Below are 13,226 nucleotides of genomic sequence, written 5' to 3'. Positions count from 1 at the left end.
TATGATCTTTGAGTCTGAAGGAGACCACTGTGGCATCACTGCTGTACCGTCTGGGTTCGTTCGCTGCACGCAAGGCGTGGACGGTGATCGTCTCGTGGGTCCTGATCCTCGGTATCGGCGTGGGAGCCTTCCTGACCCTCGGCGGCACGCTGAGCAACAGCTTCGACATCCCCGGCACCGCCTCGGGCGCGGTCACCGACGAGCTCGCCGACAAGCTGCCCGACACGGCCGGCGGCACCGGCACGGTGGTCTACCGGACCGAAGACGGGTCTCCGTTCACCGACGACCAGAAGAAGGAGATCTCCGACCTCGCCGCGAGCGCCGAGGATCTCGACGGCGTCGCCGGGGTGATCGATCCGTTCGACGCGCAGAAGCAGCAGGACGAGCAGGCGCAGCAGCTCACCGACGGCCAGACCCAGATCACCGACGGCCGCGCGCAGCTGGATGCCGCCCAGACCCAGCTCGACGACGGACGCGCGCAGCTCGAAGCCGGACTCACACAGCTCACGGCGGCCCGCACCCAGGCCGAGCAGTCCGGTGCCGGGTCCGCACAGCTCGCCGCCCTCGACGCGCAGATCGCCGCGGTGAACGCCCAGCTGGCGCAGGTCGCGGCCCAGAACGCCGAGCTCGACCAGTCGCGCATCACCCTCGACGACAACGCCGATCAGGTAGAGCTGGGCTCGACCCTCCTCGATCTGGCCGACGGCATCGGCGTGGTCTCCGAAGACGGATCGACCGCCATCGTGAACATCTCGTTCGTCGACCCGCGCCTCGAACTCTCCGAAGAGGTGAAGCAGGGCGCGATCGACCACTTCGCATCCTCCCCCGTCGACGGTGTCGAGGTCGACTTCGGCACCGACATCGCACAGGGCGTCCCGGAGATCTTCGGCATCGGCGAGGCGGTCGGCCTCGCATTCGCGGCGATCGTCCTCATCGTGATGCTCGGCTCCCTCATCGCCGCCGCCCTCCCGATCGTCACCGCCATCGTGGGTGTGGGCGTCGGCGTCACGGCATCCCTCGCCTTCTCCGGCGTGGTGAACATGGCCTCGGTGACCCCGGTGCTGGGTGTGATGCTCGGGCTCGCGGTCGGCATCGACTACTCGCTGTTCATCGTCAACCGACACCGCAAACAGCTGCTCGCCGGGGTGCCGGTGCGTGAATCCATCGGCCTCGCCACGGGCACCTCCGGCACGGCCGTCGTGTTCGCCGGCACGACCGTGATCGTCGCACTGCTCGCCCTCAACGTGACCGGCGTGCCCTTCCTCGGCCTCATGGGCACGGTCGGTGCGGTCTGCGTCGCGGTGGCCGTGCTCGTCGCGATCACCCTCGCCCCCGCCATCCTCGGCCTCGTCGGCACGCGCCTGCTCAGCCGACGAGCGCGGGGAACGATCGGCCAGGAGCACGCGGCAGGCAAGCCCGTGAAGCGCATGTCGACCCTCCGCGCCGTCGTCACCGCGCTCGTGAGCGTGGTCGCCCTGCTGATCATCGCCATCCCCGCCATGTCGATGCGCCTCGGGCTGCCCGACGGATCGAGCGAACCGAGCGACTCGACCAGCTACCGCGCGTTCCAGACCGTCGACGAGCAGTTCGGCGAGGGCGCGAACGGACCGCTGCTGGTCACCGCGACCCTCGACGATGCCGTCAGCGACGACGACCTGCTCTCCACGCAGGTCACGATCGCCCAGGCCATCGCCGACCAGGACGACGTGGTGGCCGTCGCGCCGATCGCGACGTCCGACGACAACACGCTGCTCGCGTTCCAGGTCGTGCCGAAGGAGGGGCCGAACAGCGCCTCGACCGAGAAGCTCGTGCAGGACCTGCGCTCGATGCCCGCGATCGGCGACGGCATCACTCTGGGCGTCGCCGGACAGGCCGCGATCAACATCGACATCTCCGAGGCGCTGGCCGGAGTGCTGCCGCTCTACCTCGTGGTCGTGGTCGGGCTCTCGCTGCTCATCATGATCGTGGTGTTCCGGTCGCTGCTCGTGCCCATCATCGCGACCGGCGGGTTCGTGCTGTCGCTCTTCGCGACGTACGGCCTGATCGTGGCGGTGTTCCAGTTCGGCTGGGGCGCCGAGATCATCGGACTGCACAGCACCGGGCCGATCCTCAGCTTCCTTCCCGTGATCCTCGTCGGCATCCTGTTCGGACTCGCGATGGACTACCAGCTGTTCCTCGCCTCCGGCATGCGCGAGGCGTACGTGCACGGCGCCTCGGCGCGGGATGCCGTCGCCCAGGGCTTCCGCGCCGGCCGCTCGGTCGTGATCGCCGCCGCCCTCATCATGGTGTCGGTGTTCGGCGGGTTCATCTTCTCGGAGTCGACGATCATCCGCTCCATCGGCTTCGGTCTCGCGTTCGGCGTGCTGCTCGACGCGTTCGTGGTGCGCATGCTGCTGATGCCCGCGCTCATGCACCTGCTCGGACGATCGGCCTGGTGGCTGCCGCGCTGGCTCGACCGCATCCTGCCGAACGTCGACATGGAAGGAGCGGCGCTCGAACGCGACCACCCCGGCATGAAGGCCGTGGCCGTTCCGACCACGACCGACTCGGTGCCGACGCGGGAGACATCCGCCTGATCGGGATCTCGGAGACACCTCGCCCGGCGGAGTTCTCCGTGTCGGGAGGAGGGTTCGGGGCGAAGCTTCCGCCCGACACGGAGTTCTCCGCCCGACAGGGAGCCCCGACAGGAAGCCCCGACACAGTGCCCCGCACGGAGCACGACCCCGACGTCAGAGGCCGTGCCTAGAGTGGGCGCATGACTGCCGAAGCCCGGGAACGCCTGCTCGCACTGCGCGCCCAGGCCGAGGCGCGGGTGCAGGCGACGGCGGCGACCCTCGATGAACTCACCCACGACCGCGCGGGCTCGAACGACGACGACGAGCACGACCCCGAGGGCGTCACCCTGTCGTCGGAGTGGTCTCGCCTGACCGGGCTCGCAGAAGCAGCCGCATCCGAGCTGCACCAGGTCGACGAGGCGCTGGCGCGGCTGGATGCCGGCACCTACGGCCTCTGCGCGAACTGCGGAAGACCGATCCCGGCCGGCCGCCTCGAAGCCCGCCCCTTCGCGGAGTACTGCGTCTCCTGCGCCGAGAAGCTCGGACGGTAGCCCTGACGCGAGGGCCGATCGCGAGTAGCATCCCACCCATGCCCATCACACTCGAGAACGTCGGCATCGCCGTCCGCGATCTGGAAGCCACCATCTCCTTCTTCACCGACCTGGGCCTCACGGTGCTCGGCCGCGACGAGGTCAGCGGAGAGTGGGCGGCGACCGCGGTCGGGCTCGACGGCAACCACGCCAAGATCGCGGTACTGCAGACTCCGGACGGACGCGGCCAGATCGAGCTGTTCGAGTACATCCACCCCGACGCGATCGAGACCGAACCGACCCTGCCGAACGAGATCGGCATGCACCGGATCGCCTTCTCGGTCGACGACATCGACGAGTCGCTCGCGATCGCCGCCCGCCACGGCTACCACCCGCTCCGCGGCGTCGCGAACTACCAGGACGTGTACAAGCTCACGTATCTGCGCGGCCCGAGCGGGATCCTGGTGATGTTCGCGCAGGACCTCACGAAGAGCTGACCCGTCACCCGGGGATGACCGTCCCCTGATGAAAGCGCAGAACGGGCCCGGAATCGGACAGCTGCCAGATCGATGACCGTCGGCTCTCCCGCCCCTCGGCGATCAGACGATAGTTCACGAGGACGATGCCGGGGGACAGCTCGTTGAAGAGCCAATCCGCGGTCTCGGGTACGGCCCTGCTGTCCTCGTTCGAAAGCTCGACGACGGTTTCCGTCCGCAGCCATCGCCGCCCCGATGCCCCGATCTCCGCGAAATCGGGGGCGAGCAGGGCCTGTACCCGGTCTGCGTCGGTCCGTACCTCCGAGGAGAGGAGCGCGATTTCGGCAGCGACCACGACGGCATACCGGTCCGCGTCGTCATCCCACATGCGTAAACGGTACCGCCGCCCTCTCGGGGAGCCCGCCGAGAAGTAGGCTGAACGCATCATGCAAGAGTTCTTCCAGTGGGCGGGCAACTTCTGGTGGCTCATCTTCCCGATCATGGGAATGGCCGGCGGGGCCGCGAAGGCGTGGGAGCGGGGCTCCAAGCGCCGTCACGAGCGACGCCTCGAGACGCTCAAGGTCAAGGCGCAGCTGAAGACCGCCGAGATCGAGGCGCGCGCGCTGACCCGGCAGGCGAAACGCGGACCCTCGGTCGTCGACACCACGGCATCCGTCGCGCCGAACGATCTGGTCGCACGCCTTTTCACCGAGCACGATGAGATCACCGCCCGCTGGCTCGACTACGAACTCGACGTCGCGAAGCTCATCGCCTTCCCCGCCATGAGCGACGGGCGCCAGCCCCTGACCGCCGCGTTCCTGCGCGCGAAGAAGACGGCGGATGCGTTGCGTCCCTCCTCTGCCGACGCCAAGGTGTCCGAGCAGCAGGTCACCGAGTACCTGCAGGCCGTCGGCGACTACGCGGTCGCGTTTGAGATCGCCGAGAAGGATGCCCGGCGTCTGCGCGACTCCACCTTCACCGAGCCGGAGCGCAAGAGACTCGAACGCGCACAGCAGCTCCTGAAGGTCGCGGTGGACGAATCGGCGACGCAGGCCGAGCGCAACGTCGCGTACAAGCGTGTGCGCGAAGAGCTCGATGGGCTCATCCTGCTCTCCGACGATGCGGTCACGGTACTCGAGAAGCAGGTGGCCCGGGAGCTGCCGGCCCAGGCGAGCACCTCCACCGACGCATCGACCGATGCGGCCCCCGCCCCCGCGGCGGAGGCCCAGCCGTTGCCGATCACCGATCCCCTGCGCCCGGCACCACCGCGGACGCTGCCGCGCGAAGACGCATGACCCCGGAGAACATCACCGGACCCGTCGCGCACCATGCCGAAGGCCCCGTCTGGTGGCCGGGCTGGGGTGGACTGCGCTGGGTCGACGGGACCGCGGGCGACCTGCTCACGCTGCGCCCCGACGGCGTGACCCGCCAGCACATCGACGACGAGTACCTCGCCTTCGCCCGCCCCCGTTCCAGCGGAGGGCTCGTGGCCGTCGGCGCCCGCACGCTCTATCTCGCGGATGATGTCGACGGCGGAACCAGGGCCGTCGCGGCGCTGGTCGACGACCCCCGTGTGCGCATGAACGACGGGTGCTGCGACCCCCGCGGTCGCCTGCTGGCCGGATCGATGGCCTACGACGCGACAGCGGATGCCGGAACCGTCCTGCGTATCGACGCCTCCCTGTCGGTGACGACGGTGCTGCCGCAGACGACGGTGTCGAACGGCATCGGCTTCTCTCCCGACGGCAGGCGGGCCTACTACGTCGACACCCTGACCCATCGCGTCGACGTGTTCGATGTGGTCGAGGGGGAGCTGCGAGGACGCCGCGCCTTCGTGCGCTTCCCCGAGGGGCAGGGAATGCCGGACGGGCTCACCGTGGCATCCGACGGCAGCGTCTGGGTGGCCCTGTGGGACGGGAGCGCTGTGCACGGCTACGACGCGACCGGCGCCGTGATCGCGCGCATCGAGCTGCCGGTGCCGAAGGTGACCGCCTGCACGTTCGGTGACGACGACCTCGGCACGCTCTACATCACGACGTCGGCACAGGACCTCTCGCCCGACCACGGCACCGAGGCGGGTTCGCTCTTCGCCGTGCGACCGGGCGTGCACGGCATGCCCGTCACGCCGTTCGCCGGCTGAGACCCCGCAACACCGACGGCCTCTGCCCGAGGCACGGTGCACTCAGCGAAAGGAACCGTGCCCCGGACACAGGCCGCCGGGTGGATGACGCAGGTCAGCGCAGGTGCACCCGCTCGGTGCGCTGGTGCTGGCGTCCCAGCCCCTCGATCTCGATGGTCATCTCATCGCCGTCCTGCAGGTACGGGAACCGGCCCGACAGCGCGACGCCCTGCGGGGTGCCGGTGTTGATCACGTCGCCGGGCTCGAGCACCAAGTAGTGGCTCAGCTCGTGCACGATCTGCAGCACGGAGAAGATCATGTCGGCAGTCGAGGAGTCCTGCCGCGGCTCGCCGTTCACGAAGGACCGCAGCCGCAGCGTCTGCGGGTCGACCTCGTCCGCAGGCACGAGCGCGGGGCCGAGCGGGTTGAACGTCTCGGAACACTTGCCCTTCGACCACTGTCCGCCCGATACGTCGAGCTGGTACGCGCGCTCGGAGACGTCGTTCGAGATCGTGTAGCCGGCGATGACGTCGCGTGCGGCCTCCGGCGACGACAGGTAGCGCGCCGTCTTGCCGATCACGATCGCCAGCTCGACCTCCCAGTCGACCTTCTCGGCACCGGGTGGCAGCAGCACGACGTCGTTCGGCCCGACGACCGTGTTCGGGTGCTTGAAGAAGATCACCGGATGCTCGGGCGGCTCCGATCCGGACTCGGCCGCGTGGGCAGCGTAGTTCTGGCCGATGCAAACCACCGCGGTCGGGCGGGCGACCGGGGCTCCGATGCGCAGACCGTCGACATCGGCGGTGGGGAGCTCGCCGCGGCCGAGGGTTTCGCGCACGCGAGCGATGCCGTCGGCGGCGAGGAAGGCGCCGTCGATCTCAGTGGTGAGGGGCGCGAGGTCGTAGACGACGCCGCCCTCACGGACGTAGGGGCGTTCGTGGCCGGTGGGGCCGAGTCGCAGGAGTTCCACGTCGATCCTTCGGTCAGCGCGCGTCGGCGGAGGTCGGGTTGACGATCGGCACGGATTCCCCGGCCAGGTACCGGATGATGTTCTCGGCCGCGTGCACGGGAAGATCCGCCAGCGCCTCGGGCGAGTACCAGGCGGCGTGCGGAGTGAGCAGCACGCTGTCGAGCTCACGCAGCGGGGAGTCGGCGGCGAGCGGCTCCCCCGCGAACACGTCGAGGGCGGCGGCTCCCAGGTGTCCGGAGCGGAGTGAGGCGGCGAGCGCCTCCTCGTCGATGAGCGGACCCCGGCAGGTGTTCACCACGACCGCTCCCTGCTTCATGGTCGCGAGGGCAGCGGCATCGATCAGGTGGCGGGTGTCGTCGCTCAGCGGCACGTGGAGGGTGAGGATGTCGGCCCGCGCCACGGCATCCGGGATCTCGACGAGTTCACAGTCGGCCTCGCGCACCGCGTCGCCGGAGGCGTACGGGTCGGCGACGAGCACGCGGAACCCCAGCGCGCGGCAACCGCGGGCCACCATCGAGCCGATGCGGCCGAAGCCGAGCACCGAGACCGTGGTGGCCGAGGGGCGCACGGCGAGCGGGCGGGCGTCGACGGCCTTCCACGTGCCGGCGCGCACGGCGCGGTCGTAGGCGGGGAGGCCGCGGCCCTGGGTCATGATCATCGCGATGGTGTGCGCGGCGACCTCTTCGATGCAGTAGCTCGGGGTGTTCGCGACGGCGATGCCGCGGGCGGTGGCCGCCTCGACGTCGACCATGTCGTAGCCGATGCCGACGCGGCTGATGATGCGGAGGTTCGGCATGCGGTCCATCACCTCGCGGGTGATCTGCGCCCACTGCACGACCAGTCCCACGGCGTCGGAGCCGTGAGCGGCGATGTCGTCGAGGCTGCCGGAAGCTGCGCGCTCGGCACGCAGCCCCGCCTGTCGGAGGGTGTCTTCGATGACGGTTCCCGGCAGGTCGCAGTCGCTGACGAGGATGAATGGCGCGGTCATGGATGCGATGCTATAGCATCTAGCAAGCGGCTGCACCCCTCCAGGCGCGGGGCGCGGGGCTCGGGGCGCGAGGGCGCGGGGGCGCGGGGCGCGGGGCGCGGGGGCGCGGGGCGCGGGGGCGCGTGCGAAAACCCAGACGAACTGCTCCGGCTCGGGCGCGCCTCGCTACAACACGCCGCAGGCGACGCGAGTGGTCTCCGTTTTCGCCTCGGCGCTCTGGGCACGCCTGCTCGACAGGCGCAAGATTTGCTATAGCATCGACCCCATGACTCGTCGCGCACTGATCACGGGGGCCAGTTCCGGTATCGGGACGGCCGCCGCCCTCGAACTCGCCCGCGAGGGTGCCGCCCTCTGGATCACGTATGCCGGACGCGAGGCGGAGGCCCTCCGCGTCGCCGACGAATGCCGTGCGGCTGGGGCGCCCGAGGTGCACGTGTCGCGCCTCGACCTGCGCGAGCGCGAGTCGATCGACGCGCTGGTCGGTGAGATCACGGACGCGTGGGGATCGCTCCACGTGCTCGTCAACAATGGCGGCGTCTGCCCGTACACCCCGTACGACGACATCGAGTTCGATGAGTGGGACATGGTCCTCGAGACCAACGCTCGCGGTACCTTCTTCCTGACTCGCGGCGCTCTCCCGCTGCTCCGGGCCGCCGAGGGCGACCGCTCGGTGATCAACATCGCCTCGATCGCTGGCCAGGTCGGCGGGCTGCAGACCGGCATCCACTACGCCGCGAGCAAGGGCGCGATCCTCGCGATCACCCGCAGCTTCGCGCGGCACCTCGCGTCCGAGGGCATCCGCGTCAACGCCGTCACCCCCGGACCGGTCGCGAGCGCGATCACCGACCAGCTGCAGGGCGCGGGGCGCGAGAAGCTCGAAGCCGGCATCCCGCTCGGCGCGTTCGGACAGCCGGAAGACGTCGCCTGGATCATCGCATCACTCGCGTCGGAGCGCGCCCGGTTCATCACCGGCGCCACCTACGACGTCAACGGAGGAGTTCGCATTGACTGACCGCACCGCACGCGACCGCACCGCACTCGACACCGTCCAGGCACAGCTCGACGCGTTCAACGCGCACGACCTCGACGCGTTCGTCGCGACCTATGCCGAGGATGCCGTGATCACCGGCGTCGCCACCGAGCCGGTGGTCGGATCGGCCGCGATCCGCGCGTTCTACGAGCCTCGGCTGCAGAACCCCGAGCTGTCGTGCGTCATCGAGACCAGCGTGCTGTTCGGCACGCGGTGGGTCGTCGCACAGGAGCAGGTCATCAACGCGGGCGTCGCGACCGAGACCATCGCGACGTTCGACGTGGTCGAGGGGCTGATCGCCCGGGCGTCGATGCTCAAGGCCTGAGGCGCGGCAGCTTCCCGGGAGGAGATCTCCCTGTGGGGAGGAGCTTTCCTGCTCAAGAGTCCTCCCGAGAGGGAGTTCTCCTCCCCACGCGGTGCGGCTCACTCGATTCGCCTACCCGGCCAGCGAGACCACGTCCATGCCGATGAGCCGAATCTTGTGCGGTTCGACCGCACTCATCTTCGGCACGTCTCGGAAGTGCGGTCGCTCGTCAGCTGCGAAGAAGGGGCGGAAGGGGCCGTTCAGCAGCAGCACGAGCAGGTGAGCGTGATACCAGCAGAGCGCCTGCCGAACTGATGCCTTCTGCGCCCAGGAATGCACGAGGAGCCACGCGACGAAGGCGAAGGGGAACATCACCCAGAGCGCGCACCCTCGCACGAGGATGAGCAGCAACAGCCCGATGCCCTTGAGGAAGCGCATTCGAATCCTCCGTCAGCGAGTGCTGACGGCGCCGATCACGATCAGCGCAGTCCCGAAGACCGCGAACCCGCACGCGACGACCACCACTACCGCGCTCATCTTCGGGAGCCGACGCGCGATCTCCTCTTCGGAAAGCTGGTCTTCGCGGTAGACCTTGTCGAATCGCCCACGGACGAAGCGCAGCACCCGCGCGCGCGAGACGAGCAACACGGCACCGACGAGCACGACGGCAACACCGACGGCAAGGTTCGCAAGGGAAAAGGCACTCATCGTCGGCTACTCCCGCGCGAAGATTCCGACGAGAACGGCGACCACGCCGATGAGGGTGAGGCCCACGCCGCAGAAACCTATCCACCAGGGGCTCGACCGTTTCCCCACCTCGCGCCCCGCCGCGCCCCCGAACGCGCGATTCGTATCCGCGATGACCCGGAAGACCTTGGCTCGATGACGGACGAGCAACGGCCCGCATCCGACTGCGACCAGTCCGATTGCGATCGCGATGTAGTTCTCGAAGGTCATTTCTTCCTTGCGGGGAGGGGGTGCCGGATAGCGATCACACTACAGCCGGCGTCGAGAGCGAACCGTTGGCCTCCCGGGAGGAGAACTCGCCGTCGGGAGGAGATTCCACGCTGAGGAGTCCTCCCGACAGGGAGTTCTCCTCCCCACGCGGTGCGGCTCACTCGTGCTCGGGCAGGATCGGGGACGACCAGCCCGGATCACGACCCAGCTGAGCCGCCCGCGACACCGAAGTCGAACCGTAGCGGTCGCGCAGGGTGTCGAGCACGGTGTCGAGGCGGGCTTCATCGCCCCAGTCGATCGGCAGTTCGGGCTGCACGCGATCGGCGCGGTCGAGCTGCGACAGCGAGATGCCGATCAAGGTGATGCCGCGGTCGGTGATCTCGCTCTGCGCCGCGGCGAGCAGCGTGCGTGCGAGGGTGAGCAGGACGGCGGTGCGGTCGGTAGGAGCGCGGAGTGAGCGGGAGCGGGTGGCCTTCGAGAAGTCGCCGAAGCGCAGACGCAGCACGACGGTGCGGCAGACACGGTCGCCATCGCGGAGTCGGCGACCGAGCCGGTCGACGATCTGGGTGAGGATGAGGTCGAGTTCCTCGGGCGAGCGAGGGCGGTTGCCGAGAGCGCGCTGCGAGCCGATGGATCCGCGGCGCCGGGTGGTGTCGACCGGCCGCGGATCCCGCAGACGAGCGAGCGCGTGCACGTGCGCCCCCGTGGCCTTGCCCAGCATCCGCTCGGCGGTGGCGGCCTCCAGCTCGGCCAGCTCTCCGACCGTACCGATGCCGTAGCGGTGCAGCTTCTCGGCCGTCACCGCACCTACACCCCACAGCCGCTCCACCGGAAGAGGGAGCAGGAACTCTTCCTCGCGCTCGGGCTCGACGACCAGCAGCCCGTCGGGCTTGCTCACGGCGCTGGCGACCTTGGCGAGGAACTTGGTGCGCGCGACCCCGACCGAGATGGCGAGTCCCGCCTCGGCGCGTACGCGTTCGCGCAGCCGTGCCGCGATCTGCTCGGGGCTGCCGGCGATCCGCCTCAGACCCCCGACTTCGAGGAACGCCTCGTCGATCGACAGCCCCTCCACGAGCGGGGTGGTGTCGCGGAAGATGGCGAACACGTCTTTGCTGGCGGCCGAGTACGCCTCCATGCGCGGCGGAACGACCACGGCATCGGGGCAGAGCTCCCGCGCCTGTCGGCCGCCCATCGCGGTGCGGACGCCGCGCGCCTTCGCCTCGTAGCTCGCCGCCAGCACGACCCCACCGCCCACGATGACGGGTCGGCCGCGCAGTTCGGGCGCATCACGCTGCTCGACAGAGGCGTAGAACGCATCGAGGTCGGCGTGCAGCACCGTCGCTTCCCCACGCATCCCGTTCTCCTGTCGACGTGCGGATCGTCGCACGGACCGGGGACATCGGGATGGGTGGCGACTTCGCCCTCTCGCCCGGGAGGTTGCGGTGTCGGTGCTCACGGATATCGTCGGCGCGTGCCGGAACCGGTGAATCAGTGGTGGGCGCGACGGCAGTTCTCCCGCGGTCGCGCTGTCCCGTATGAGGTGGGCACTTACCGTGCCGGGTGGGCGGCGTATCCGGAGCTGATCCGGCAGTACCACCCCGAGCTGAACCACGGCATCGTCCTGTCGCAGATCCCCCTCGCCGCCGACGTGCTGCTCTGCTGGGAGTGCGCAGTCGGGCATCGGTTCGCCGCCACCCCGACCGAGCAGCGCGAGCGTCCTGGACAGGTGCGGCGGCGCTCCGCATGGTGCCCCGAGTGCTCTGCGCTCGCCCGTCCGCAGCCGGTCGTGCTCGGCGAAGCCCGCGCCCTCCCCCGTAAACCCCGTCGCCCAGCCCCCGCGCTCTGCACGAAGACGCCCGACCTTCCCGCAGGCTCCGCGTTCGTCAGCGAGTGCGCCCCGAAGCCCGCATCCGCGACCGAGGGCCGCCTGCGAAGGGAGCTCGGGGCGGTAATCGCCTTCGACCCGTCCGTGAACGCCGTGAAAGTGTCGCGCCCGTTCTTCCGCCACACCGAGGTCTGGCCCGACATCGTGTTTCCGGAGCTGCGGGTCGCACTCGAATACGACACCGTCGGTCGCCACGGACTCGAGCACGTCGGCAAGCGGCAAGATGCCGATCTGCGCAAAGACCGCGCCCTCCGTGCCGCGGGCTGGGAGGTCATCCGCATCCGCACCGGGAAGCTCGAACCCCTCGGTCCGCACGACCTGTCGCTGTCGTCGGTGAGCGCGAAGGGCATCGCCCGGATCATCGACGAGCTGCGGGCCATCCGCGGGGCGCTGTTCGTGGACGCGTACCTGCGGTGACGAGCGCCACCCTCGCGTCGGGGGCGCACCCCGACGGGAGGAAGACTCGGTGTCGGGAGGAGAATCCTGCGCAGATCTTCCGCCCGGGACAGAGTTCTCCGCCCGTGCCGAGCACCGGAGATGCCTGCTCGCGTGTCCCTGCACCTATCGAGGTGCCTCAGGCGTCGAAGCGCTCCCGCAACCCCGGGTCGAGCGCGATATCCCCGAACGATGCCGTCCAGGCCCCGTCGACCGCGATGGACTGACCCGACAGGTACGGAGCCTCATCCGACAGCAGGAACGCCGTGAGCGCTGCCACCTCTTCGGCGCGGGCGATGCGCCCCATCGGCGGCCCCTCCGCGAGCGCACGCTCTTCGGCCTCGGGGTCGGCCGCGCGCGCGATCTGGGCTTCGAGGTGCGGGGTGCGCACGCCACCAGGAGCGACGGTGTTGGCGCGGATACCGAGGGCCCCGTACGACACGGCCACGCTGCGGGTGAGGGCGTCGATGCCGCCCTTGGTGAACTCGTAGGCCGCGTGGTCCGTGAAGGACGCGCGGCCGTGGATCGACCCGATGTTCACGATCGCGCCCGGTACGCCCTGGTCGACGAAGGCCGAGACGGCGGTCGAGCAGCCCCAGATGTAGCCGAAACCGTTGATGTCGAGCACCTCGCGCACGGTGTCTTCATCGAGCTCGTGCAGTGGTGTGCGCTTGGTGATGCCGGCGTTGTTCACCCAGCCGGCGAGGGGCGCTCGGGCGCGGGCGGCAGCGGCGGCACGCTCGTGCGCCACGCGATCGACGGCGTCGCCGAGCACGACCTCGGCCACGATGCCGTCTTCGACCGTGCCGGATCCCGGAGAGCGCTCGAGCCCGACCACGATCCACCCGTCGGCGGTGAGACGTTCGGCGATGGCGCGACCGATGCCCTTTCCGCTGCCGGTCACGACCACGCTGCGCTGCACGGCGTTGCGGTCCACAGAGCTGCGGTCCACAGAGCTGCGGCGGGAGTCTGTCATC

16 protein-coding genes are annotated in these 13,226 nt (G+C 69.7%); 8 read left to right on the top strand and 8 right to left on the bottom strand.

What is annotated here, in order from left to right; all coding sequences use genetic code 11:
• Window positions 1-29 precede the first annotated feature (29 nt).
• The 3 genes from MicroSTF_RS13510 (at window position 30) to MicroSTF_RS13500 (ending at window position 3,582) form a co-directional block, all read left to right on the top strand.
• The gene (locus MicroSTF_RS13510) at window positions 30-2,576 is read left to right on the top strand and encodes an MMPL family transporter (RefSeq protein WP_322956255.1); all 2,547 of its coding nucleotides are present in this window, start codon (window positions 30-32) and stop codon (window positions 2,574-2,576) included.
• 179 nt (window positions 2,577-2,755) lie between these two features.
• Complete coding sequence (locus MicroSTF_RS13505; RefSeq protein WP_322956253.1) at window positions 2,756-3,106, top strand: TraR/DksA family transcriptional regulator; 351 nt, start codon at window positions 2,756-2,758, stop codon at window positions 3,104-3,106.
• Between the two features lie 38 nt (window positions 3,107-3,144).
• Window positions 3,145-3,582, top strand: coding sequence for a VOC family protein (locus MicroSTF_RS13500; protein ID WP_029263104.1), 438 nt, complete (start codon window positions 3,145-3,147; stop codon window positions 3,580-3,582).
• Between the two features lie 4 nt (window positions 3,583-3,586).
• Here the strand turns inward: MicroSTF_RS13500 and MicroSTF_RS13495 are convergent, their stop codons facing one another.
• A complete protein-coding gene (locus MicroSTF_RS13495; RefSeq protein ID WP_021200244.1) occupies window positions 3,587-3,949 on the bottom strand; it encodes a DUF4440 domain-containing protein in 363 nt (120 codons plus the stop codon).
• 58 nt (window positions 3,950-4,007) lie between these two features.
• On the opposite strand from MicroSTF_RS13495, the gene MicroSTF_RS13490 reads away from it, so the two are divergent.
• Both MicroSTF_RS13490 and MicroSTF_RS13485 read left to right on the top strand, forming a co-directional pair.
• Window positions 4,008-4,856, top strand: coding sequence for a hypothetical protein (locus MicroSTF_RS13490; protein ID WP_322956249.1), 849 nt, complete (start codon window positions 4,008-4,010; stop codon window positions 4,854-4,856).
• The gene (locus MicroSTF_RS13485; RefSeq protein ID WP_322956247.1) at window positions 4,853-5,701 is read left to right on the top strand and encodes an SMP-30/gluconolactonase/LRE family protein; all 849 of its coding nucleotides are present in this window, start codon (window positions 4,853-4,855) and stop codon (window positions 5,699-5,701) included. The genes MicroSTF_RS13490 and MicroSTF_RS13485 overlap by 4 nt, the downstream gene beginning before the upstream one ends.
• A 94-nt stretch (window positions 5,702-5,795) precedes the next feature.
• On the opposite strand, the gene MicroSTF_RS13480 is transcribed toward MicroSTF_RS13485, so the two are convergent.
• Both MicroSTF_RS13480 and MicroSTF_RS13475 read right to left on the bottom strand, forming a co-directional pair.
• Complete coding sequence (locus MicroSTF_RS13480; RefSeq protein ID WP_322956245.1) at window positions 5,796-6,650, bottom strand: fumarylacetoacetate hydrolase family protein; 855 nt, start codon at window positions 6,648-6,650, stop codon at window positions 5,796-5,798.
• A gap of 13 nt (window positions 6,651-6,663) precedes the next feature.
• Window positions 6,664-7,638, bottom strand: coding sequence for a C-terminal binding protein (locus tag MicroSTF_RS13475; protein ID WP_322956243.1), 975 nt, complete (start codon window positions 7,636-7,638; stop codon window positions 6,664-6,666).
• A 265-nt stretch (window positions 7,639-7,903) separates the two neighbouring features.
• Here MicroSTF_RS13475 and MicroSTF_RS13470 point away from each other — a divergent pair, with 265 nt between their 5' ends.
• Both MicroSTF_RS13470 and MicroSTF_RS13465 read left to right on the top strand, forming a co-directional pair.
• Entirely contained in the window at window positions 7,904-8,650 is a 747-nt protein-coding gene (locus MicroSTF_RS13470) for an SDR family NAD(P)-dependent oxidoreductase (RefSeq protein WP_322956240.1), read from the top strand.
• Complete coding sequence (locus MicroSTF_RS13465; RefSeq protein WP_315073656.1) at window positions 8,643-8,993, top strand: nuclear transport factor 2 family protein; 351 nt, start codon at window positions 8,643-8,645, stop codon at window positions 8,991-8,993. Before MicroSTF_RS13470 ends, MicroSTF_RS13465 begins: the two co-directional genes overlap by 8 nt.
• Window positions 8,994-9,104: 111 nt before the next feature.
• On the opposite strand, the gene MicroSTF_RS13460 is transcribed toward MicroSTF_RS13465, so the two are convergent.
• The 4 genes from MicroSTF_RS13460 to dinB form a co-directional block, all read right to left on the bottom strand.
• On the bottom strand, window positions 9,105-9,410 hold the full coding sequence (locus MicroSTF_RS13460) for a hypothetical protein (protein ID WP_029265588.1): 306 nt from the start codon (window positions 9,408-9,410) through the stop codon (window positions 9,105-9,107).
• Between the two features lie 12 nt (window positions 9,411-9,422).
• Window positions 9,423-9,680 carry a hypothetical protein gene (locus MicroSTF_RS13455; RefSeq protein ID WP_029258228.1) on the bottom strand — a complete coding sequence of 86 codons (258 nt, stop codon included), beginning with the start codon at window positions 9,678-9,680 and terminating at the stop codon, window positions 9,423-9,425.
• Window positions 9,681-9,686: 6 nt separating this feature from the next.
• A complete protein-coding gene (locus tag MicroSTF_RS13450) occupies window positions 9,687-9,929 on the bottom strand; it encodes a hypothetical protein (protein ID WP_029258229.1) in 243 nt (80 codons plus the stop codon).
• Between the two features lie 157 nt (window positions 9,930-10,086).
• Window positions 10,087-11,283, bottom strand: a complete 1,197-nt coding sequence (dinB, locus tag MicroSTF_RS13445) for a DNA polymerase IV (RefSeq protein ID WP_322956235.1) — start codon at window positions 11,281-11,283, stop codon at window positions 10,087-10,089.
• Window positions 11,284-11,400: 117 nt separating this feature from the next.
• Between dinB and MicroSTF_RS13440 the strand changes: the two genes are divergently transcribed.
• Window positions 11,401-12,231, top strand: coding sequence for a zinc-ribbon domain-containing protein (locus tag MicroSTF_RS13440; protein WP_322956233.1), 831 nt, complete (start codon window positions 11,401-11,403; stop codon window positions 12,229-12,231).
• Window positions 12,232-12,388: 157 nt separating this feature from the next.
• Here the strand turns inward: MicroSTF_RS13440 and MicroSTF_RS13435 are convergent, their stop codons facing one another.
• Complete coding sequence (locus MicroSTF_RS13435; RefSeq protein WP_315073663.1) at window positions 12,389-13,225, bottom strand: SDR family oxidoreductase; 837 nt, start codon at window positions 13,223-13,225, stop codon at window positions 12,389-12,391.
• Between the last annotated feature and the right edge of the window lies 1 nt (window position 13,226).

The organism is Microbacterium sp. STF-2 (assembly GCF_034650155.1).
In the GTDB taxonomy this organism is placed as follows: Bacteria; Actinomycetota; Actinomycetes; order Actinomycetales; family Microbacteriaceae; genus Microbacterium; species Microbacterium maritypicum_A.
Note: the sequence above shows the minus strand (reverse complement) of the source record. Positions and strands in the feature narration are given on the sequence as shown.